This window comes from Nitrospira japonica (assembly GCF_900169565.1).
In the GTDB taxonomy this organism is placed as follows: domain Bacteria; phylum Nitrospirota; class Nitrospiria; order Nitrospirales; family Nitrospiraceae; genus Nitrospira_C; species Nitrospira_C japonica_A.
Window position 1 is genome coordinate 1,366,081 of sequence record NZ_LT828648.1, and the last position, 19,183, is coordinate 1,385,263.

24 protein-coding genes are annotated in these 19,183 nt (G+C 58.7%); 14 read left to right on the forward strand and 10 right to left on the reverse strand.

Going from position 1 to position 19,183, the window contains the following annotated elements:
* Positions 1-50: 50 nt before the first annotated feature.
* The 8 genes from NSJP_RS06455 to NSJP_RS06490 all read left to right on the forward strand — a co-directional run bounded on the left by NSJP_RS06455 (position 51) and on the right by NSJP_RS06490 (position 7,319).
* On the forward strand, positions 51-536 hold the full coding sequence (locus NSJP_RS06455) for a bactofilin family protein (protein WP_080886094.1): 486 nt from the start codon (positions 51-53) through the stop codon (positions 534-536).
* Positions 537-599: 63 nt separating this feature from the next.
* Entirely contained in the window at positions 600-998 is a 399-nt protein-coding gene (locus NSJP_RS06460) for a bactofilin family protein (RefSeq protein ID WP_080886095.1), read from the forward strand.
* 67 nt (positions 999-1,065) lie between these two features.
* Positions 1,066-2,148 carry a tRNA 2-thiouridine(34) synthase MnmA gene (gene mnmA / locus NSJP_RS06465; protein WP_080886096.1) on the forward strand — a complete coding sequence of 361 codons (1,083 nt, stop codon included), beginning with the start codon at positions 1,066-1,068 and terminating at the stop codon, positions 2,146-2,148.
* A gap of 128 nt (positions 2,149-2,276) precedes the next feature.
* Positions 2,277-2,816 (forward strand): ATP synthase F1 subunit delta, encoded by a 540-nt coding sequence (gene atpH / locus NSJP_RS06470; RefSeq protein WP_080886097.1) that lies wholly within the window; start codon positions 2,277-2,279, stop codon positions 2,814-2,816.
* Positions 2,817-2,835: 19 nt separating this feature from the next.
* Entirely contained in the window at positions 2,836-4,353 is a 1,518-nt protein-coding gene (atpA, locus tag NSJP_RS06475; RefSeq protein WP_080886098.1) for a F0F1 ATP synthase subunit alpha, read from the forward strand.
* Between the two features lie 57 nt (positions 4,354-4,410).
* The gene (gene atpG / locus NSJP_RS06480; protein WP_080886099.1) at positions 4,411-5,289 is read left to right on the forward strand and encodes an ATP synthase F1 subunit gamma; all 879 of its coding nucleotides are present in this window, start codon (positions 4,411-4,413) and stop codon (positions 5,287-5,289) included.
* Between the two features lie 104 nt (positions 5,290-5,393).
* Complete coding sequence (atpD, locus tag NSJP_RS06485; RefSeq protein WP_080886100.1) at positions 5,394-6,836, forward strand: F0F1 ATP synthase subunit beta; 1,443 nt, start codon at positions 5,394-5,396, stop codon at positions 6,834-6,836.
* Between the two features lie 57 nt (positions 6,837-6,893).
* The gene (locus tag NSJP_RS06490) at positions 6,894-7,319 is read left to right on the forward strand and encodes a F0F1 ATP synthase subunit epsilon (protein WP_080886101.1); all 426 of its coding nucleotides are present in this window, start codon (positions 6,894-6,896) and stop codon (positions 7,317-7,319) included.
* 110 nt (positions 7,320-7,429) lie between these two features.
* On the opposite strand, the gene NSJP_RS06495 is transcribed toward NSJP_RS06490, so the two are convergent.
* The gene (locus tag NSJP_RS06495; RefSeq protein WP_080886102.1) at positions 7,430-8,005 is read right to left on the reverse strand and encodes a Tll0287-like domain-containing protein; all 576 of its coding nucleotides are present in this window, start codon (positions 8,003-8,005) and stop codon (positions 7,430-7,432) included.
* Between the two features lie 124 nt (positions 8,006-8,129).
* Between NSJP_RS06495 and NSJP_RS06500 the strand changes: the two genes are divergently transcribed.
* On the forward strand, positions 8,130-9,131 hold the full coding sequence (locus tag NSJP_RS06500) for an RluA family pseudouridine synthase (RefSeq protein WP_080886103.1): 1,002 nt from the start codon (positions 8,130-8,132) through the stop codon (positions 9,129-9,131).
* Positions 9,128-9,550 carry a hypothetical protein gene (locus NSJP_RS06505; protein WP_080886104.1) on the forward strand — a complete coding sequence of 141 codons (423 nt, stop codon included), beginning with the start codon at positions 9,128-9,130 and terminating at the stop codon, positions 9,548-9,550. Before NSJP_RS06500 ends, NSJP_RS06505 begins: the two co-directional genes overlap by 4 nt.
* A gap of 83 nt (positions 9,551-9,633) precedes the next feature.
* Here the strand turns inward: NSJP_RS06505 and NSJP_RS06510 are convergent, their stop codons facing one another.
* Positions 9,634-9,813, reverse strand: coding sequence for a hypothetical protein (locus NSJP_RS06510; RefSeq protein WP_080886105.1), 180 nt, complete (start codon positions 9,811-9,813; stop codon positions 9,634-9,636).
* A 60-nt stretch (positions 9,814-9,873) separates the two neighbouring features.
* Between NSJP_RS06510 and NSJP_RS06515 the strand changes: the two genes are divergently transcribed.
* The gene (locus NSJP_RS06515) at positions 9,874-10,305 is read left to right on the forward strand and encodes a GNAT family N-acetyltransferase (RefSeq protein WP_080886106.1); all 432 of its coding nucleotides are present in this window, start codon (positions 9,874-9,876) and stop codon (positions 10,303-10,305) included.
* Between the two features lie 132 nt (positions 10,306-10,437).
* Here NSJP_RS06515 and NSJP_RS06520 read toward each other — a convergent pair whose 3' ends face one another.
* Genes NSJP_RS06520 through NSJP_RS06530 form a run of 3 tightly spaced genes read right to left on the reverse strand, consistent with a single transcriptional unit; the run spans position 10,438 to position 13,035 of the window.
* Positions 10,438-11,253: a metal ABC transporter permease gene (locus NSJP_RS06520; protein WP_080886107.1), complete on the reverse strand. Its 816-nt coding sequence runs from the start codon at positions 11,251-11,253 to the stop codon at positions 10,438-10,440.
* Positions 11,254-11,262: 9 nt separating this feature from the next.
* Positions 11,263-12,054: a metal ABC transporter ATP-binding protein gene (locus NSJP_RS06525; protein ID WP_172834203.1), complete on the reverse strand. Its 792-nt coding sequence runs from the start codon at positions 12,052-12,054 to the stop codon at positions 11,263-11,265.
* A gap of 39 nt (positions 12,055-12,093) precedes the next feature.
* Positions 12,094-13,035, reverse strand: a complete 942-nt coding sequence (locus NSJP_RS06530) for a metal ABC transporter substrate-binding protein (RefSeq protein WP_080886109.1) — start codon at positions 13,033-13,035, stop codon at positions 12,094-12,096.
* Positions 13,036-13,339: 304 nt separating this feature from the next.
* Between NSJP_RS06530 and NSJP_RS06535 the strand changes: the two genes are divergently transcribed.
* Both NSJP_RS06535 and NSJP_RS06540 read left to right on the forward strand, forming a co-directional pair.
* Positions 13,340-14,506, forward strand: coding sequence for an anhydro-N-acetylmuramic acid kinase (locus NSJP_RS06535; protein ID WP_172834204.1), 1,167 nt, complete (start codon positions 13,340-13,342; stop codon positions 14,504-14,506).
* 11 nt (positions 14,507-14,517) lie between these two features.
* Complete coding sequence (locus tag NSJP_RS06540; protein ID WP_172834205.1) at positions 14,518-15,027, forward strand: DUF2726 domain-containing protein; 510 nt, start codon at positions 14,518-14,520, stop codon at positions 15,025-15,027.
* 41 nt (positions 15,028-15,068) lie between these two features.
* Here the strand turns inward: NSJP_RS06540 and ybgF are convergent, their stop codons facing one another.
* Complete coding sequence (gene ybgF, locus NSJP_RS06545) at positions 15,069-15,575, reverse strand: tol-pal system protein YbgF (protein ID WP_172834206.1); 507 nt, start codon at positions 15,573-15,575, stop codon at positions 15,069-15,071.
* Between the two features lie 311 nt (positions 15,576-15,886).
* Between ybgF and NSJP_RS06550 the strand changes: the two genes are divergently transcribed.
* Positions 15,887-16,699, forward strand: coding sequence for a right-handed parallel beta-helix repeat-containing protein (locus tag NSJP_RS06550; RefSeq protein WP_080886113.1), 813 nt, complete (start codon positions 15,887-15,889; stop codon positions 16,697-16,699).
* A 15-nt stretch (positions 16,700-16,714) separates the two neighbouring features.
* On the opposite strand, the gene NSJP_RS06555 is transcribed toward NSJP_RS06550, so the two are convergent.
* From NSJP_RS06555 to NSJP_RS06570, 4 genes are all read right to left on the reverse strand, one after another.
* A complete protein-coding gene (locus tag NSJP_RS06555; RefSeq protein ID WP_080886114.1) occupies positions 16,715-17,644 on the reverse strand; it encodes a GGDEF domain-containing response regulator in 930 nt (309 codons plus the stop codon).
* A gap of 235 nt (positions 17,645-17,879) precedes the next feature.
* On the reverse strand, positions 17,880-18,209 hold the full coding sequence (locus tag NSJP_RS06560) for a hypothetical protein (RefSeq protein WP_155969944.1): 330 nt from the start codon (positions 18,207-18,209) through the stop codon (positions 17,880-17,882).
* Between the two features lie 35 nt (positions 18,210-18,244).
* Positions 18,245-18,583, reverse strand: a complete 339-nt coding sequence (locus tag NSJP_RS06565) for a PilZ domain-containing protein (RefSeq protein ID WP_080886116.1) — start codon at positions 18,581-18,583, stop codon at positions 18,245-18,247.
* Between the two features lie 198 nt (positions 18,584-18,781).
* Positions 18,782-18,979 carry a hypothetical protein gene (locus tag NSJP_RS06570; protein ID WP_080886117.1) on the reverse strand — a complete coding sequence of 66 codons (198 nt, stop codon included), beginning with the start codon at positions 18,977-18,979 and terminating at the stop codon, positions 18,782-18,784.
* Positions 18,980-19,183: the final 204 nt, after the last annotated feature.

The following is a 19,183-nucleotide window of genomic DNA, read 5'->3' on the forward strand; positions in this document are numbered from 1 at the left end:
CTAGAGCACATTCGGATCACATCCGGCATCGATATGTAGGAGGAGCGCTCATGTGGGGACAAGATAAACAGGACGGCAAGCGACAGACCGACGTGAACCAGGACACCGAGGAAGTTCAGGGGGAATCCGCCACCGTCAAGGAGGGCTTGGAAGACATCAGCGCCTTTGTCGGGAAAGGCGTCGATTTCAAGGGCACGATTTCCTACAACGGCACCGTGCGAATCGACGGCTCGCTGGAGGGAGAAATTCGGACGGATGGCACGCTGCTGATCGGAGAGGATGCGATCATTCAGGCCAAGATTACGGCAGGAACCATCGTCTGCAAAGGCAAGATCACCGGAGACGTCGTTGCGCGCGAGCGCGTGAAGCTGCGTGCGCCGGCCATCGTCAATGGCAGCGTCAAGACGCCGGTTCTCTCGATGGAGGACGGCGTGCAGTTCAACGGCGGGCTGGAAATGGGTCAGGGGACTCAAGGCGCGACGGTCCACACCCTGACCGGAAGCAGCGCCTCCGGAACCAAACGGGTGGGTGCGTAGTCGCTGGTCCTCGATCGGCTGGCGTACCGCCCATCATCCCTTACAACCCTCGGGAGGTAGGATATGTGGGCACTGAAGGAACGCCAGAATCCGGTGGTGCAGGGTCACGACAATATCACGCTCTTCGCCAAGGACGTCCGCTTCAAGGGCGTCGTCAAGTTCGACGGCACCGTGCGGGTTGACGGGTACGTCGAGGGTGAAATCCATACGACCGGGATGCTGATCGTCGGGGAAACGGCGGTCATCAAGGGGGTCGTGTCGGCGGGCATTCTGATGAACAGCGGCAGGATCAACGGATCGATCACGGCCGCGGAAAAGATCAGCGTTCACAAGCCAGGTATCCTGGTGGGCGACATTCGCACCCCGTTGATCGCCATCGAAGAGGGGTCGCACTTTCATGGCATGTGCGACATGGGATTAGAGAGCCGGCCGGACGAATCCGCCGTCACGCTTGCCTCATAGCGACAGGAAACGTTTCTCCGCACTCGTCTAGCGCTTTCCCTTCTGTCTCGGTAGAATACGTCCCACTATGACGCGTCCGACTGTACTCCTCGGTATGAGTGGCGGAGTCGACAGCTCCGTGGCCGCAGCCTTGCTGGTTCGGCAAGGGTACGACGTTCGAGGCGTCACCCTCCAAGTCTGGGAACCCGAAGGCGATGATGCCCCTGTTTCAAAAAAGTGGCAGGAACGAGGCTGCTGCAAAATCGGGATCGCGAAATTCGTCTCGAACAGACTGAACATCCCCTATGAGGTTATCGACACGCGGCAGGCGTTCAGGCAGGGAGTCATCGACGATTTTCTCCGTGGCTATAGAGAAGGAACGACTCCGAATCCCTGCGTGCGGTGCAACGAACGCGTCAAACTGCGGCATCTCATCGAGCTGGCCGAGGCCCGCGGTATCCAATACGTCGCGACGGGCCATTACGTTCGGACCGGCCAAAGGGACGGCCAGACCGCTCTCTACCGGTCCGTGGATGTCAAGAAGGACCAGAGTTACTTTCTCTATCGCCTGCGTGCCGACTGGCTGCCTCGTCTGATCTTTCCCGTAGGGGGGATGCACAAGACCGAGGTTTGGCGCGAGGCGGAAGCGCTGGGGCTGCCGGCGGACGAACTGAAGGAAAGCCAGGAAATCTGCTTTGTCAGCCGCGGCGACTATCGGACCTTCATCGAAGCAGAAATGCCCGAGGCGAAAAAGGCCGGAGCCTTCGTCGACCGTGAAGGCCGATACCTCGGTGCTCACGACGGGGTTGCGTTCTATACGCCCGGCCAACGCCGAGGCCTCGGCGTGGCGACCGGCCAGCGACTGTATGTCCAGGAAGTCCACGCCGCGACGAACATCGTCGTCTTGGGACCGGAAGACTCGCTCGCACGAGACAGCTGCCAGGTCGACGATCTCAATTTGTTGGATCCAAGACTGTTCACGGGGCCGATTCGAGCCGAAGTCAAAATTCGACATGCCACTCCGGCCTGCCTCGCGACGATTGAGCCCGTCGATCAGACGGCGGTTCGTATCCGCTTCGACCAGCCTCTGAGAGCTGTGAGTCCCGGCCAGTCCGCCGTCTTCTATCAGGAGGACGCGGTTCTCGGCGGCGGAATCATTCGCGCCGACTAGTATTTCAGCGGCCGAGTCTCTCGTATTGACAGTTCCCATCAGCCAGTGCTAACTTTGCGCGCCGATTTTCGTGCGCTCAGCACGAAAGCTTCCCGTTTGTCTAAAAGAGGAAAGAGCGAGCCCGCACAGTGATAAAGACGGCAGTTGCGCGACGTTACGCACAGGCACTCTTCGAGCTTCTCGACCCCTCGTCCATAGAAGCCACAAGAGGTACCCTCGACGGTCTCGGGCAGGCGATGAAAGAGTCCGCCTCCCTCCGCCACGTGGTGGCCTCACCGGCCTTCGGGGTCGATGATAAGATCACCGTATTGACGGAACTCGGCAACCGTTTGGGCTGTCCTCCGGCCGCGAAGGCCTTTTTTGCCCAGCTCGTGAAGAAGCATCGGGTCGCATTCCTGCCTGAGATCGCAGAAGCCTTTGCCAATCTTGTCGATCGTTCAAAAGGAACACAGCACGTGTTGGTGTCCTCGGCCATCGCACTTCCGTCGGCGGAGCAGGACCGCATCAAGGCCCGCCTGCGCGACACGTTGAAGCGCGAAGTCGACGTCGCCTTTCAGACCGATGCCGCCCTACTGGCCGGTCTCCAGATCCAGATCGGGAGCCGTGTGGTCGACAGCACTGTTCGGGGACGTCTGAACACCATGCGGGCAGCGCTGACGCGCGAATAGCAGCTATAGAGGAGCAGCCATGCAGATCAAAGCGGACGAAATCAGCGCGATCATCAAAGAGAAGATCAAGGGCTTCGACAAGCAGGTCGACGTCAAGGAAACCGGATCGGTCATCCAAGTGGGAGACGGCATCGCCAAGGTCTATGGCTTGGATGGCGCCATGGCCGGCGAAATGTTGGAATTCCCCGGCGGCCTCTACGGCATCGCGCTCAATCTCGAAGAAGACAACGTCGGCGCCGTGCTGATGGGCGACGACGTCGGCATCAAGGAGGGCGACCCGGTCAAGCGCACCGGCCGCATCGCGGAGATCCCTGTCGGAGAGGCCTTGATCGGCCGTGTCGTGAACGCCATCGGGCAGCCCATCGACGGTAAAGGGCCGATCACGTCGCAGCACTCCTCTCGTATTGAGGTGGTGGCTCCGGGCGTCAATACCCGCCAATCGGTTCGCGAACCCCTGCAGACCGGCATCAAGGCCATCGATGCCATGATTCCGATCGGACGGGGACAACGGGAGCTGATCATCGGCGACCGGCAGACCGGAAAGACCGCCATCGCCGTTGATACCATCATCAATCAAAAGGGCCTGGGTGTCTTCTGCATCTACGTCGCCATCGGGCAAAAGCGTTCGACCGTCGCCCGCGTGGTCAAGACCCTCGAAGAAAACCACGCCATGGAATACAGCATGGTCGTATCGGCGACCGCCAGCGATGCGGCTCCGATGCAGTTCCTGGCCCCGTTCGCCGGCGCCGCCATCGGTGAATATTTTCGGGACAACGGCAAGCATGCGCTGATCGTCTACGACGATCTGTCGAAGCACGCGGTCGCCTATCGGCAATTGTCGCTCTTGTTGCGGAGACCTCCCGGCCGCGAGGCGTATCCCGGCGACGTGTTCTATCTCCACTCCCGCCTGCTTGAGCGCGCGGCAAAGCTGAGCGACAAGCTGGGCGGCGGAAGTCTCACGGCGTTGCCGATCATCGAAACGCAGGCCGGAGACGTCTCGGCCTATATCCCGACCAACGTCATCTCCATCACGGACGGTCAGATCTATCTCGGGAGCGATCTGTTTTACTCGGGCATCCGGCCGGCGATCAACGTCGGGTTGTCGGTGTCGCGTGTCGGAGGCTCGGCCCAAATCAAGACGATGAAGCAGGTGGCCGGTACCCTTCGTCTCGACCTCGCGCAGTACCGGGAGATGGCGGCCTTCTCGCAATTCGGCAGCGAACTCGACAAGGCGACGCAGATGCAGCTGGCGCGCGGCGTCCGAATGGTCGAGCTGTTGAAGCAGGGGCAGTACAAGCCGATGCCGGTGAGCGATCAGGTGCTGTCCATCTATGCGGGCGTGAACGGCTTTCTCGACGACGTCCCGGTGGACAAGGTTCAACAGTTCGAAGCCGATTTTCTCCACTACGTTCAGCAACATCATGCGGAACTGAAGAAGGAAATCGTCAGCATCGGCAAGATCGACGACAAGGTCGGGGGCCGGCTCAAGGAAATCCTCACGACGTTCAAGCAGAAGATGGGGTATGGGGCCAAGTAGCACCGTTCAATGTTGAATCGTCAGTGTTGAGTTTACGGAGAATAGACCGCACGTTGTATGCCTAGTCTTCAATCGTTGCGCCGCAAGATTGCGGCCTTCAAAAATACGCAGAAGATCACCAAGGCCATGAAGATGGTGGCCGCGGCCAAATTGAAGCGATCGCAAGACCGCATCCTGGCCGCAAGACCCTATGCGCACAAGATGCGCAGCGTCTTGGGAAATCTGAGCCGGCGGGTCAACCGTACGGCCCATCCGTTGCTGAGGAAGCACGGAGGCCGGAAAGTGGAAATCCTCGTCGTGACCAGCGACCGGGGCCTTTGCGGCGGCTTCAACGGCAACATCATCAGGAAGACCGTGGAATTCCTCCGGCAATCGGAAGCGCAAGGACTTCAGGTGAATCTGAGCATCGTGGGCCGGAAGGGTCGCGACTATTTCCGGCGTCGCGCGTGGCCTATCCGTCAAGAATGGACCGGTGTGTTCGATAAACTCAGCTTTGAGCACGCCATCGATATCGGCGACGACGTGAGCAGTAATTTTGTGAACGGCACCTTCGACGAGGCGTACGTCGTGTATAACGAATTCAAGTCCGCGATTCAGCAGCGGGTCATTGTCGAAAAGCTTTTTCCGATCGACGCGGCGGCCGAGTTCGGTTCGGTCCAGGCCGAAGGCACCACCGGAGGAAGTTATCTCTATGAGCCGGATGAAGCGGAGCTCCTGAACGCCTTGGTCCCGAAGCACGTGCAAGTGCAGGCGTACCGCATTCTGTTGGAATCCGCGGCGGCGGAGCACGGGGCGCGCATGGCGGCCATGGACGGGGCGACGAGGAATGCCGGGCAGCTCATCAAGAAGGTCACGTTGTATTACAACAAAACCCGGCAGGCTGCGATTACCAAGGAACTGATGGACATCGTCGGAGGCGCGGAAGCGCTCAAATAAATGTTGAATGCTCAATGTTCAATGTTGAATCGCTGCGGCCCAACGCGGCATTCCGCCGCTGAACATTCAACATTCAACATTCAACATTTCAGTGAGGATGCAGAATGAGCACAGGCAAAGTCATTCAAGTCATCGGGCCGGTCGTCGACGTGGAGTTTCCTCCCGGACACCTTCCGAATATCTACAATGCGCTGAAGGTCAATCAGGAAGAGAATAAGGCGGCGGGCAAACCTGCGGTGCGCCTGACGCTCGAAGTTGCGCAGCATCTCGGAGAAAACCGGGTGCGGGGCGTTGCCATGTCGTCAACCGACGGTCTGACGCGGGGTATGGATGTGCAGGATACCGGCGCGGCCATTTCGGTTCCGGTCGGCCGTGAGACGCTCGGCAGGCTGATCAATGTGCTCGGCGAGCCGGTCGACGAGAAGGGGCCGCTGAAGGCCAAGAAAACCTATCCCATCCACCGTCCTGCGCCGAAACTCGAGGACCAAGAGACGAAGACCGAGGTGCTGGAAACCGGCATCAAGGTCGTCGATCTGCTCGAGCCCTACAGCAAAGGCGGGAAAGTTGGCCTCTTCGGCGGCGCCGGCGTCGGCAAGACCGTCATCATCATGGAACTCATCAACAATATCGCCTTGCATCACGGCGGCTTCTCCGTGTTTGCCGGCGTGGGAGAGCGGACGCGCGAAGGCAACGATCTCTGGCACGAGATGCAGGAGTCGAAAGTCATCGATCCCGACGATTTTACGAAGTCGAAGGCCGCGCTCGTCTATGGACAGATGAACGAGCCGCCCGGCGCCCGGTTGCGTGTGGGTCTCACCGGCCTCACGGTGGCCGAATACTTCCGAGACGAAGAAAATCAGGACGTGCTGCTGTTCGTGGACAATATCTTCCGCTTTACCCAGGCCGGGTCGGAGGTTTCCGCGTTGCTGGGCCGCATGCCCTCCGCCGTCGGCTACCAACCGAATTTGTCCACGGAGATGGGCACGCTCCAGGAACGTATTACCTCGACCAAGCGCGGATCGATCACGTCGGTGCAGGCGATCTATGTCCCTGCCGATGACTTGACCGATCCGGCCCCTGCGACGGCCTTTGCGCACTTGGACGCCACGACCGTGTTGTCCCGGCAGCTGGCTGAGCTCGGTATCTATCCGGCCGTCGATCCCCTTGACTCGACGTCCCGCATTCTCGATCCCCAAGTGATCGGCGAGGAACATTACAAAATCGCGCGCGGCGTGCAGTCCGTACTGCAGCGCTACAAAGATCTGCAGGACATCATTGCGATTCTCGGCATGGACGAGTTGTCCGAGGATGACAAGATGGTCGTGGCTCGCGCGCGGAAGATTCAACGGTTCCTGTCCCAACCGTTCCACGTCGCCGAGGCCTTCACCGGTGCGCCGGGCAAGTATGTGAAGCTCAAGGATACCGTCCGGAGCTTCAAGGAAATTCTGGACGGCAAGTATGACCATTTGCCGGAACAGGCCTTTTACATGGTCGGCCCGATCGAAGAGGCGGTCGCCAAGGCGGAAAAGATGGGGGTTAAGGTCTAGACTGTGCGGAGATAGCGAGAAGATTGCGTTTCACGAAATACCCTTCATGAGGTTCGAGTGGCCGGGAAGATTCTTCTAGAAGTCGTGACGCCGGAAAAGCTGCTTCTGAGCCAGCAAGTGGATGAAGTCATTGCGCCGGGCTCCGAGGGAGAGTTCGGGGTATTGCCGGGCCATTGCCATTTCCTCTCGACCTTGCGAATCGGAGAGCTCCGCTATCGTGTGGGAGAGCGAACGCTTCACATGGCCGTGCTCTGGGGCTACGCCGAAGTGACGCCCGATCGCGTCACCATTATGGCCGAGATCGCGGAGAAGGCGGAGGACATCGATGTGGGGAGAGCTCAGGCCGCCGTTGAATCGGCGGAGCGACGCCTGAAAGCCGGCGGTCTTCCCTCTGAACTGAAAGAGGCTGAAATCAGCCTCGAAAAATCCCGCCTCAGGAAGAAACTGGCCGAGCGGCATCAGAATCGGCCCAGCCACGCGTGATTGTGTCGTTCTTGACGGCTGCCTAGCGTTGGGACTACGGTCCGGGTCCTTATCCGTTCGAGGCCCGGTATTCCCGCCCGCCCCCAGCGATTCCTTTCCTTCCTGTATCCCTATTTGTTCAATGGGATTTCGATGAGCAAGCCACCCATGACGTCGTTCATCTTGAAATCGTGTTTCGGACTCCTGGGATGGGTATTGTGACAAGCGATGCATGTTTCGCTGACGGCATGGTCTGGATAGATGGCCTGGAAATAGACCTGAGTGCCGACCGTCACCCTGGCCGTCGCCGTTCTGTCCGGGTGATCCCGAACGGTCTCCAATCCCTTCCTTTCTATCTCCCCATACGGACCGTTATCTGGATTGATCGGCCATAAACTGATCAGCCGGTACCGGACCGTACTTCCCGTCTTTGCCGCGAGATCACCCGACTCTTTGAGGAACTGCGCCGGAAGCGGCAAGAGGTTCTTCTTGGCTCGCCAATCCTCGCTTGCGGCCGGTCCCTGCCCTTTCTGCATGCGTTCCACCACATGAATGGTATAAAACGTCCGGTCTGCTTCGAGGATGGCGTGGATATAGTCGGCCACTGTTCCCGGAGGAATTGCCTCTTGGTCGGAGGCCATTGAGACGGTCGGCAACACATTGAGGAGAAATAGGCTCAACGCGAGACAAACCAGCGCGTTCATCATCGGACCTCCTTTGGCGCTCGAAATACTGACAGAGGTAGTTCTAGGATAGCCTTCTCAGCACGAGGAGGCAACGGTCTGAATCTCGGATTGCATTTCCGGGAAACAGTCTAGTAGCGTGGCGGTGATGATTACGGAATTTATCATCACCTCCGGGGAGCAGCCCAAGCGCCTCGATGTCTTTCTGGTCAACCGCGAGCGTGACGTCTCCCGGTCGGTCCTTCAGCGGCTCATCACGCTTGGTAGGATTCGCATCAATGGTGAACTCGTCAAGCCGAGCCAGAAAATCAAGCCGGGTGACAAGATCACGATGGATGTGCCGAAGCCTGAACCTCTGGAAATCAAAGGTGAGGCCATTCCACTGGAGATCCTCTTTGAAGACGAGCATCTCCTCGTCTTGAACAAACCCGCGGGTATTGTCGCGCACCCGGCCCCCGGGAACTGGTCAGGCACCCTCGTGAACGCCCTCCTCCATCACTTTCAAACCTCGGGAGGCACCATCTCCACGATTGGTGGGAAGGAACGGCCCGGTCTCGTCCATCGCCTGGACAAGGAGACGTCCGGCGTCATGGTCGTGGCAAAGAATGACCAGGCCCATCGACACCTGGCGCTGCAATTCAAACAGCATACGATTGCGCGAGTGTATGAGGCTCTGGTGCAAGGAATCCCGAAGACAGGTCGTGGCGTGATTGATCTGTCCATCGGGCGCGACTCAAAGGAACGCAAGAAGTTCTCCGCGCGCACGTCCAGGCCGCGCACGTCCGTGACGGAATACGTGGTCCACTGTCGATATGTCAAAATTGCGGCGCATGTCCTGCTCTATCCACGCACCGGTCGCACGCACCAACTCCGGGTGCATTTGTCCTCGTTGGGTCACCCGATTCTCGGTGATCCCACCTATGGAGGGCGTAAGGTCTGCCGGATTCTGGAACTGGATGTCCCCAGGGTGATGCTGCATGCTCGGACGTTGGGCTTCACCCATCCCTCGACGGGAGAATTCCAGGAGTATACGGTCTCCTTGCCGGACGACATGGAAGAGGTCAGGCGATATCTCGAACAGACCCTCCCGGGCCAGAACCGGGGGGCGAGCGCTGCTCCATTGTCCTATACGAAAAGGGTGGATTCATGACCGCGACAGATGTGCTGGAAACGGTCGGCGGACTGACCTCGCAACTGAAAGCCTATGCCGTCAAATTGCCGTCGATCGTCTTTTTGACCGTGGTGCCGACCGGCATCAAACCGACACCGGAAGCGATCGAAGAATATGAGCACATTGTTTCGCGATTCCGCCAGCAGAGCGCGGGCACCTCGTATAAGGGACTCAACGAACTGCTGGTCGAATCGCTGGAAGCCTTTGAAGTCGGAAAGTTGCTCGGCTCGGTTCAACCGCTATTGGCTGTTCTGGATCATCTGGAGCGCATGCAGCGAGACAAAGAAGCGGAGGTTGGACGCACGGACGAAAAGCGGCTCTCCGATTACCGCGCGGCGCTGAATAAGATCCTGCCGGGCAACAAGCCGGAATTGGATGGGGCCGGCCGGGGACTGTAAGGGGTCATTCGAAGTGAGTCCTGCTGAAGTTGTGAGGTGATTCAGAAACCCTGACTGAAACGCTGTACTCGTAATCGTTCAGATCAGTGGCCCATCTTCGGCCCTGTCGCATTGGCCCCTTCCGACGTCAGTTTGAATCGGACCAAAGAGCCGCAGTGAGGGCATTTCGCGCGAATCGTCTCTTCGTCGAGCAACTCGTAATCATCCTGCTTCAGCCACATCAACTGAAAACACTTGGAACAGCTGCGCACTTGCGTTGCCATAAGTTTCCTCGTACACTAGCGCCGTTTGGATCTACTCGCGGGGAGTTACTTTAGTACAAGATGCCTTCCTCCCTCAAGACCGCCTTGGTGTTTTCCGACAAAAAGGATTTGCAGACAGCCCAGCTTCTCGGCCTCTTTCATCAAGCACCCTGGGCCAAAGATCGAACGCTTGAGGATGCCAAAGACATGCTGCGGCACACTGACCTCATTCTCAGCGCCTGGGATGGGGAGCATCTCGTCGGATTCGGGCGAGTCTTGACCGACTTTGTCTACCGAGCCACGATATGGGACGTGATCGTGGATAAGGCCTACCAAAAGCAAGGGATCGGAACGGAGATCGTGCAGCGCATCCTTCATCATCCGAGACTGCGCCGGGTCGAGCTCTTCTGGCTGTGCACGAGACGGCCGGCCTTCTATGAAAAGATGGGGTTCAGCGCGAGGGAACAGACCGGCATGGTCTGGAGCAGGTCGAAACAAATCAGGCAGGAATGACTCGATAGCCGCCCTCGCTTCCGCAGTGTCCCCCTCCTCCGACCGGATTCTCCGGTGTCCCGGCCTAAGGAAATCGCCGTTCGCATTGTTCATGCACAGCAGAACGAAAGAAGACCGTGGGGCAAGCCTGCGCTAGGCCGCCGAGCGACGTCTTTTGGGAGAAAACAGAATGGACAGGAAAAACACGCTCGTAGCCAGGAGGACGATGGCGGGGCCTGAGGGGATATCCCACAAGGCGGAGATGAGGACGCCGCAGACCGCCGTGCTCATACCGATGATCAGCGAATACCAGGTCAAGGTGGAGAGGCTATGCGTCAGTTGATACGCCGTCGAGGCCGGAATAAGGATCATCGCAAAGACCAGGATTGCACCGACCGTTTTGAGTGAGACAACCACGGTCAGGGCGATCAGGCTCAGCAACAGGAAAAACATGCGGCGGGCCGGCACACCCGATGCCTCGGCCATTTCCTGGTCAAACGCGATAAAATACAGTTCTTTGGAAAACAGCACCATCACCCCGATGATGAAGATGGCGAGCGCGATGATCGTGCGCAGCTCATCCTGGGTGACCGACAGCACGTTTCCAAAAAGATAGCCGTAGACCTCCGCATTGTATGTCTTCATCAATCCGATAAATAAGATCGCCAGTGCCATTGTGGCGGTGTAGAGAATGCCGATCGAGACGTCCAGCTTCATCCGGCCGTGCTCCTCGACCCAGCCGGTGATCCATACAGTCGTCAAGCCAAACAGCACAGCCAGTGCCAGCGGCGACCATCCTATCAAGTATCCGAGCGCGACGCCGGCGAACGCCGCGTGAGCCGTCCCGGCTCCGACGAAGGCCAGCCCGCGCAGGACGACAAACACGCCGACGACGGAGCAAAGGCCTCCGACCAGGGCTGCCGCCAGTACAGAACGCTGCATGAAATCGTAAGCGAAAAGTTCCAACATGGCCGGGTCTCAGTGGTGGTGGTGATAGTCTTCGACCAGGATCGTGTCGTGTGCGGTGATGACCACGTCCTTTCCGTAGACTAGACGCAGGATGTCCGGCTTCAACACTTCCGCCGGAGGGCCTGAGGCAAACAGGCGGGTTTTCAACAGCACCAACCGATCGACGCGGGAACGGATCATGTTGATGTCGTGAGTAATGAGCAGCACGGTCAGCCCCAGCTCGTTATGGAGTTTTTGCACGAGATCGATCACGCTGTGCTGCGTGGGAATATCCAGTCCGGTCGTCGGCTCATCCAGCAGCAATACCTTAGGCTGCTGCGCGAGTGCCCGCGCAATGAAGACCCGCTGTTGTTGTCCGCCCGACAACTGTCCCAACCCGGTGTTGCGATGCCCCTCCATTCCCACGTGCGCGAGAGCCTCGACCGCGATGTCCCTGTCCCGCTTGGTTGGACGAGCGAACAAGCCGAGAGCGCCGTATCGACCCATCATGACGGTTTCGAGCACCGTGACCGGAAAATGTCGATCGACCACGCCCTTTTGAGGCAGGTAACCGATTCTGGCCCGGTGATGACAGCGCAATTTATCGCACGCGCAGTCAAAAATTCTGAGATGCCCGGAAGTCGGCGGCATCAGGCCCAACACCGCCCGGCACAAGGTCGTCTTGCCGGAGCCGTTCGGACCGATGACCCCGATGAATTCCCCTTCGTGGATGTCCAGTGAGACGTCTTCGAGCGCCACAACGCCGGGAAACTGGAATGTGGCATGGTCGAAGCGGATGATGGCCTGTGAACGGAGTGACACGCTCACGTCTCCGTGGCGGGCGACAGGCAGGAGGTGTGGTCAAGCGGCTTCGAGTGCATTGACCAATTGGAGCACATTGTAACGCAACATGTCGAGATAGGTGTCCGTTCGAGGCAATCCACCGGGAAGGGTCGTGAGCACCACGACGCGCGCACCGGTTTCCTTTGCCAGAAGGTCAGGAAATTTCTGGCTGAGTTGAATCTCGGAGACCACGACTTTGACCCTGTGGCGCTTCATCGTTTGAATCAGCTCTTGGATATGCCGCGCACTCGGCTCCCCGCCCGACTGCAACTGAATCGTTCCGACGATATCGAATCGGAACCGCCTGGCCAGGTAGGGCCAAGCCGGGTGGTGCGCGACGAATTGCCGGTCTGCCAAGCCCTTGACCCTGCCGGTCAGTTCGACCTGCAGCCGGTCCAGGCGGGTGAGATAGGCTGCCTGGTTCTTGCGATACTCCTCCGCGTGTTCGGGGTCGGCTTGTATCAGTGCTTCGGTGATGTGCCGGACCATCATCACCGCATTGGCCGGATCGAGCCATACGTGCGGATTTCCTTCGGCGGTCGACTCCCCGCCGGCATGGCCGTCTTCAGCAGCGTGGGCATCACCGATCAGTCCTATGCCGGTGGAGGTCGTGACGACGCGCAGGGCAGATCCTCCGGCATTCTTCACCAGGGGCGATACCCATACCTCCAATCCGATTCCTACTTGAAACAGGAGGCGGGCTTTGCGCACGGCAATGAGGTCGCTTGGCTTCGGCGAATAGGTATGTTCATTCTCGTATCCCTTCAGCAATGAAGTGACCAAGACCCGCGGCCCTCCGACTTGCTCGACGAAGTCTTTGAGCACGGGGATCGTGACGACGACGTTCAATCCCTCATTCGGAACGTTCGCCGATACCAGAGCGGGAACGACCACGGAGAAGAGAAGCTGCAGTGCGAGCAGCAGGGCGCACAGATTCGATCGCAATACGGGCGCAGGCATGGGGTGGGGACCGTAACATCGGGGCCATGCGAAGTCAACGCAACGCAGGCCCTGGCAATGTGTCAGTTTTCTCTCTGCGCCATGCCGGGACAGCGGGCGCCATCTCCCATCAGGACTCAATGCCGGGGAGAACGCCTCGCCCGGATTCTCGCTTCCGCGCGAATGGCACACGCCAGTGCTGCTGACTGCAAACTGACCCACAAACCGGGCCCCGGCCGCCTGCGCACGGCTGCTTGACCGCGGGCGAGAGTTCCATTAGCGTAGCGGCGCTCAACGGCACCCTGATCAGCGGAGGATGAGAGTCATGAAGGTAATTGGACTGATGTCCGGGACATCGGGCGACGGAGTCGACGCCGCACTGGTTGAAATCGCAGGGCGAACGCCATCACTTCAAGTGAAGACCCTTGCCGCGGAAACGCTCGCCTATCCGCGCACGCTTCAGCAACGGATTCTGACCGCTTCGGTATCAGGAACCGTCGGCGAAATCTGTCATTTGAATGCCTTGTTGGGTGAATGGTTCGCCGATGCGGCGTTGCAGATCATTCGAGCCGCCAACCTTCGTCCCGCCGACGTGGCATTGATCGGCTCACACGGCCAAACCGTCCATCATCTTCCCCGCGGCATTCAGGCGCGGGGGGTGGGATCCATTCGTTCCACACTGCAGATCGCCGAGCCCGCGGTCATTGCCGAGCGAACGGGAATTACCACGATCGCAAACTTTCGAGCTCGAGATGTCGCGGCCGGCGGTCAAGGCGCTCCTCTCACCCCCGCGGTCCATGCCCTCCTCTTCCGGCATCCACGCCGCGCAAGACTCGTGGTGAATCTCGGCGGTATCAGTAATGTCACATACGTCCCGCCGGGGAAGACCGACGAAGGGGTCATGGCGTTCGACACCGGTCCCGCTAACATGGTGCTCGACAGCCTCGTGGCTCGCATGACGAACGGCCGCCTTGCCATGGATCGCGATGGGAAGATGGCGCTCCGCGGGAAAGCGGACAGTAGGCTCTTGAGCAAGCTATTGGCGCATCCCTTTCTGTCGCAACGACCCCCGAAATCGACCGGAAGAGAGCAATTCGGCGCAGCGTTGGCCGAGGAACTGCTCGAGGCCCCGCACAAATTGTCCATGGAGGATCTTCTTGCGACGTGCAGCGCGTGGACGGCCAAAGCCGTCGGAGCGTCACGCCGCTGGATCAGGGGCCATATCGATGAAGTGGTGGTAGGAGGAGGCGGGGTCCGAAATCGGGCGATCATGGCTCAATTGTCCGCGGTGTTCGCTCCGGTCCCGGTCACGACCTTTGATGCACTGGGATGGGACAGCAAGGCCTTTGAAGCAGTCGCCTTCGCCGTCCTGGCCTACCGAACGGCCAAAGGACAGTGGGGCAATCTTCCGGCCGTGACGGGAGCCACCCATCCGGTTATTCTGGGCGCGATCGTGCCGGCCGGGCCACAATGGATTCGACTGTTCAAATAGGCCAGCCCGGCATGGATCAAGTACTTTTCTGGAGCGCCCTGGTCATCGGCATCTGTGCGATGTGGTGGTTCAAGGCCAGCAGAAAGCAGACCCCCACACAAACGGAAGAGCGTACCCTCCCAACGGGCGTTATCCTGGAACCGCAGCCTCTTCTCAGCGATCGGGATGTGCGGCTTTACAATCTGCTCCGGATGGCGGCGCAGGACCGCTATATCATACTGGCACGGGTTCCGCTGTTGGGAATCCTGAGGGTGCAGGTCGAGGGCTCCGGGCGGATGCAGATGCTGCGCCGCATGGCACTTCAGCACGTGGACTTCGTGCTGATTCATCCGGGCTGTCGCCTCGTCGAACACGTTGTGCAAGTTGAAGGCGACCAGGAATTGAACGCACGCGAGACGGAAAAACGTCAGGACATCCGGAGAATCGTTCATGCCTCCGGTATCCACCTGGTCGTTCTTGAAGCGGATCGGTTCTATTCAGTGCGGCAGCTGGAAGAAATGCTGGGTCTTGCCGGCGAGTGAGCGGCAGTGCCGCTTCTCAGCTCCTCCGAACGAACGTGCCGCTATTCCGGTAACGTTGTCGATTCGGCTCGGGGCTGTTCCATATCGAGCGCCTTTCTCGCCGCCTCGGCCTCCGGACTGTCCGGATATTCGTCGAGCACGCGCTCGTACATCATTCGTGCTTTCTCATGGTCTTTGAGCTTGGTATAGGTCTGGCCGATCTTGAGGGTCGACGCGGGCAGCTTGGGGCTGAGGGGGTAGTAGGAAACCACATTATAGAATGAAGCCAAGGCATCCTTGTAACGCCCCATCCGGTACTGACATTCCCCGACCCAGTATTGTGCGTTCGCCGCAAGCGCGGTTTGGGCATGGAGTTCGAGGAACAGGCGAAAACCGGCGAGAGCCGCTTCGTAATCCCGGTGCTTGAATTCTTCCATGACCCGATCATACAAATGACGTGACGTATCCTGAACCTGCCCCGGAGCGGCGGAGGCCAGAACGGGATTGAGGCATAGCGGCAGGAGAATTCCGAACACGGCAACGATCCGAGGCCTATACGATAGTGTCATCGCCATCCTCCGAAATGGGTCACGGTGGCTTCGTGGGACCATGGGGATGTCGCAATCGTCGTGCCAGCCGTCGGCAGTAGAGGCGATAGGCAAATCGGGTAAAGGCTCGTCAATGCATAGAGTTGTATCCGAGGGGTTCTGTCACTTCAGAGAGATTCAACAGAATTGTACGAGTCTGTCTGTGCAGACCCGCGGCTTGACAAATGTGAATCCGCAGTTCCCTCACGCGCTCGACATATGTGTCATGCCGGATTGGAGAGCGGGCGGTTTCATGACGCGCAATTACGCCTGTGCCATTGAGTTGTAGAACGATGAGCACTGAGCAGGATCATCGAGACAGGCAGGACATTCCCCCGAATCCACTTGGGGGAAGAACACTGGTGGTGGACGCCCGGGATGCCAAGGCCTATCCGAGGCCGAGCGACGCGCTCGCAGAGGCGGACGCGTTAGATCAAGTCTTCGTCCGGCCGGGAACCTATGAGGACAAGATCTTTGTGGCCTCTCGGCCGATCGCCCTCATCGGTGCCGGCCGGGATCTGGTTCAGGTATTCTCGCGGCGTGGTGCGCCCTTGTACCTGCAGCAAGTGCCGAGCGGGAGAATCAGTGGGATCAGCTTCCGCTATGTCGGAAGCGACCAGCATTCTGCCATGAATCTCCTTGATTCCACCTGCACCGTCACACAATGCCGCGCCATGGAGGGCATCCTTTCAGGCGTCGTCATCTACGGACCCGAATCCAGGCCGACGTTTGTGGGCAACGAGTTTTGTGGCAATCGGGAGTCGGGCTTGTTCGTGTTCGCCGGCGCGCAGCCTCGCCTGGCTGAGAATGTCTCCCGGGGCAATCATCATTTCGGCATTGCGGTACGAGACGACGGCAGTTACCCCGAACTGGTGAGAAATCAGTGCCGTGAGAATATGATGAGCGGCATCCTGCTGTTTCATCATGCCAAAGCGCTCCTGATGGACAACCGCTGTACGGACAATTCCCACTGGGGTTTCGTGATGACGCCAGACTGCATCCCGTCTCCGGATCAGGATGCCCTGGAATCCTCCAATACGCTGACGCCTAATCCACGGGGTGCGGTATCGGTGACCGAAACGCCGCTCTCTGAAATCGGGCGATAAGAGGTCAGAGGATGTTCAGGACTCGGCGTGGGCGGATTGCGTGTGGTAGCCGGAGGCTTCGTGAAAATAGAAGCCGCTGCCTCCTTGCTGCTTCGCGCGGTACATCGCTTCATCCGAATGTTTGAGAAGCTCGTCTATTCCCTGATCATCGTGCGGATAAACGGTGATTCCGATACTCACGCCGATTGATACGTGATGGCCTTTCAATTCAAAGGCCGAGGAGATAGCCTCCGCGATCCGCTTGGCCACTACGACGATACTGGCCTCCGACGGCACCCCTTCCAGAATGATCGTAAATTCATCGCCCCCCATGCGGGCGACGGTATCGACTTCGCGGACGCAGCTTTTCAATCGTTCCGACACCGCCTTCAACAATTCATCGCCGATGTCGTGGCCTAATGTATCGTTGACGGCCTTGAAGCGGTCGAGATCCAACAACATCAGCCCGATGGGCTGCTGGAGCCGTTTACTGCGGGCCATCGCTTGGATCAATCGGTCCCGAAACAGGCTGCGGTTGACCAAACCGGTAAGGTGATCGTATTGGGCGAGATAGGTCAGGCGTTCTTCCGTACGTTTGCGCTCGATCGCATACCGTACCGCCCTGGCGAGCAGTTCGGGATGTCCCTGTCCTTTGACCAGATAGTCCTGGGCTCCCTGTTGCACCGCTTGCAGGGCCAGAGCCTGGTCACTCACACCACTGAGTACGACCACCGGGATCGCCGGATTAGTCGCATGCACCTGCCGAACCGTCGGCAACCCAAAGGCGTCGGGAAGAGAGAGATCGAGAAGAATGGCGTCAAAACGGGTTTGACCGATGAGTGCCAATCCGTCGGCCAAGGTCTTGACGTGCGTAATGCGGAATTCCTCTATGCTCCATTCGGCCAACAGATCTTGGGTAAATTGGGCATCGACATCGTTGTCTTCTATAAGAAGAACGGCGATCATCGCTGGTTAACTCGTGTAGGAGACGTGATAAAGACGCGTGCAATTACCCGCTTGATTATAGCCAAGCGTGGAATACGGAGGAACAAAAAGTAGGAATATTGCACAGGGTTGGGAGATCATAAGCCTCGAGAGGTAGAACGGTGGAGACTAGGACACTCGCTCCATGTTGTTCGCGGCTTCGCAGGGGAATCTGTATTTCTTGGTGACGCGCCCGGAAGACAGGGCCTGATGGAGATCAGCCTTGGGGGAGCGGAGGATACGGATAGGCACCGGTCGGCGGCTGCTCGGGCCCGACAGCCCCTTCACAGGCGTATCCCGGCTCGAAGGGCCAGAGGAGCGCCCGCCCGAATTTCGATCCCCGAACGTGGATATAGCGGAAGGTGACCCCGAGCCGATCAGCCTCTTCCTGCATCGTGGAAAGACAGCCTTCATAGGAGAAGGACCGTCGGCCTATGAGGATCGGCTCACCGGTTTGACTGTGGAACACCGTAAATGGCTCTGCGCAGCCGGCAAGACCCAGCATCAGGAGTGCAAGCCCTTGTAAGAAGACCCGCCTCGACCACATATGTCGATTGTAGCAGATACAGTTCGGAAATTGGACTATTGAATAGCCCTCGATACGCCAGGTTTCTCAACGACAGGGTTTCGGATCAAGCGTCCCAAGCGTACCTGGTCAGTACCCGGCATACGGATAAACTCCACGCCGAAGTACCGTCCCTGACACCACCGGACTCTTGCCAAGCCCACCGACAGCGGAGGGGTCTGGTCGGGGAACAAAACCTTTAATTCGAGATAGGAACCCGAACGGACGGCCTTCTTACTGGTGATCGCGCATCCTGGGACTGAGAGGTTCAGAACAGTCCCTTCTCCCACAAACGATTCACCCGCGAATACAACCGGAAGGCGCGTATCGACTCTGGTGCAGTAGCGAAGCTTCATGATGGGCTCCTCCACGGTTCCCTCAGCTCTTCCTGCCTGTCGGCAACGTGTGGTTATAGGCCACCATAATCAGACACACTATTGTCTGTCTGCCCTACAGAAGTTGGGAACAGGGGGAAAGACTACCGTGGTTGAAGTGGACCTAATACGACGGGAAGGCGGCTAGAGCCGCGAAGCTCTGCAAACTGGGCATGGAGGCTAGACGGGCTTTTCCGCTATATATTCAAGGTACTTCCACAGTTCTTTTGCCTCGCCCTCTCCGAAGACCAACGGGGTATTGTTGGCGGATCCGGCGAAATAGACTTTGACGCTCATTTCGTCCTGCCAGGCTTGCACTTCGCAATAGGCGATGCTGTCAAGGTTCAAGGCCCGTTTGCCGATTCGGACATAATGCATGGGTGATGCTCCTCGCTCCGCGACCCTCCGACTATAGCATCGGAGAATCGGCTCACCTACGACATCATGCTTTTCGTCCGCAGCCGGCTGCGGAACGCGCAGCTCACTCCAAACTTGTTCGTTCAACCACGAGATTGGATGAGGCGAACATGGCGGCGTCGGATTGGGCTCGATCATTTTGAAAGGACAATCAGCCTTCAATCG

What these genes read in the sequence shown, in the direction of transcription:
- NSJP_RS06455 (WP_080886094.1), top strand. Translation starts at nt 51, where the DNA reads ATGTGGGGACAAGATAAACAGGACGGCAAGCGACAGACCGACGTGAAC.
- NSJP_RS06460 (WP_080886095.1), top strand. Translation starts at nt 600, where the DNA reads ATGTGGGCACTGAAGGAACGCCAGAATCCGGTGGTGCAGGGTCACGAC.
- mnmA (WP_080886096.1), top strand. Translation starts at nt 1,066, where the DNA reads ATGACGCGTCCGACTGTACTCCTCGGTATGAGTGGCGGAGTCGACAGC.
- atpA (WP_080886098.1), top strand. Translation starts at nt 2,836, where the DNA reads ATGCAGATCAAAGCGGACGAAATCAGCGCGATCATCAAAGAGAAGATC.
- atpG (WP_080886099.1), top strand. Translation starts at nt 4,411, where the DNA reads ATGCCTAGTCTTCAATCGTTGCGCCGCAAGATTGCGGCCTTCAAAAAT.
- atpD (WP_080886100.1), top strand. Translation starts at nt 5,394, where the DNA reads ATGAGCACAGGCAAAGTCATTCAAGTCATCGGGCCGGTCGTCGACGTG.
- NSJP_RS06495 (WP_080886102.1), bottom strand. Translation starts at nt 8,005, where the DNA reads ATGATGAACGCGCTGGTTTGTCTCGCGTTGAGCCTATTTCTCCTCAAT.
- NSJP_RS06500 (WP_080886103.1), top strand. Translation starts at nt 8,130, where the DNA reads ATGATTACGGAATTTATCATCACCTCCGGGGAGCAGCCCAAGCGCCTC.
- NSJP_RS06505 (WP_080886104.1), top strand. Translation starts at nt 9,128, where the DNA reads ATGACCGCGACAGATGTGCTGGAAACGGTCGGCGGACTGACCTCGCAA.
- NSJP_RS06510 (WP_080886105.1), bottom strand. Translation starts at nt 9,813, where the DNA reads ATGGCAACGCAAGTGCGCAGCTGTTCCAAGTGTTTTCAGTTGATGTGG.
- NSJP_RS06515 (WP_080886106.1), top strand. Translation starts at nt 9,874, where the DNA reads ATGCCTTCCTCCCTCAAGACCGCCTTGGTGTTTTCCGACAAAAAGGAT.
- NSJP_RS06520 (WP_080886107.1), bottom strand. Translation starts at nt 11,253, where the DNA reads ATGTTGGAACTTTTCGCTTACGATTTCATGCAGCGTTCTGTACTGGCG.
- NSJP_RS06530 (WP_080886109.1), bottom strand. Translation starts at nt 13,035, where the DNA reads ATGCCTGCGCCCGTATTGCGATCGAATCTGTGCGCCCTGCTGCTCGCA.
- NSJP_RS06535 (WP_172834204.1), top strand. Translation starts at nt 13,340, where the DNA reads ATGAAGGTAATTGGACTGATGTCCGGGACATCGGGCGACGGAGTCGAC.
- NSJP_RS06540 (WP_172834205.1), top strand. Translation starts at nt 14,518, where the DNA reads ATGGATCAAGTACTTTTCTGGAGCGCCCTGGTCATCGGCATCTGTGCG.
- ybgF (WP_172834206.1), bottom strand. Translation starts at nt 15,575, where the DNA reads ATGACACTATCGTATAGGCCTCGGATCGTTGCCGTGTTCGGAATTCTC.
- NSJP_RS06550 (WP_080886113.1), top strand. Translation starts at nt 15,887, where the DNA reads ATGAGCACTGAGCAGGATCATCGAGACAGGCAGGACATTCCCCCGAAT.
- NSJP_RS06555 (WP_080886114.1), bottom strand. Translation starts at nt 17,644, where the DNA reads ATGATCGCCGTTCTTCTTATAGAAGACAACGATGTCGATGCCCAATTT.
- NSJP_RS06560 (WP_155969944.1), bottom strand. Translation starts at nt 18,209, where the DNA reads ATGTGGTCGAGGCGGGTCTTCTTACAAGGGCTTGCACTCCTGATGCTG.
- NSJP_RS06565 (WP_080886116.1), bottom strand. Translation starts at nt 18,583, where the DNA reads ATGAAGCTTCGCTACTGCACCAGAGTCGATACGCGCCTTCCGGTTGTA.
- NSJP_RS06570 (WP_080886117.1), bottom strand. Translation starts at nt 18,979, where the DNA reads ATGCATTATGTCCGAATCGGCAAACGGGCCTTGAACCTTGACAGCATC.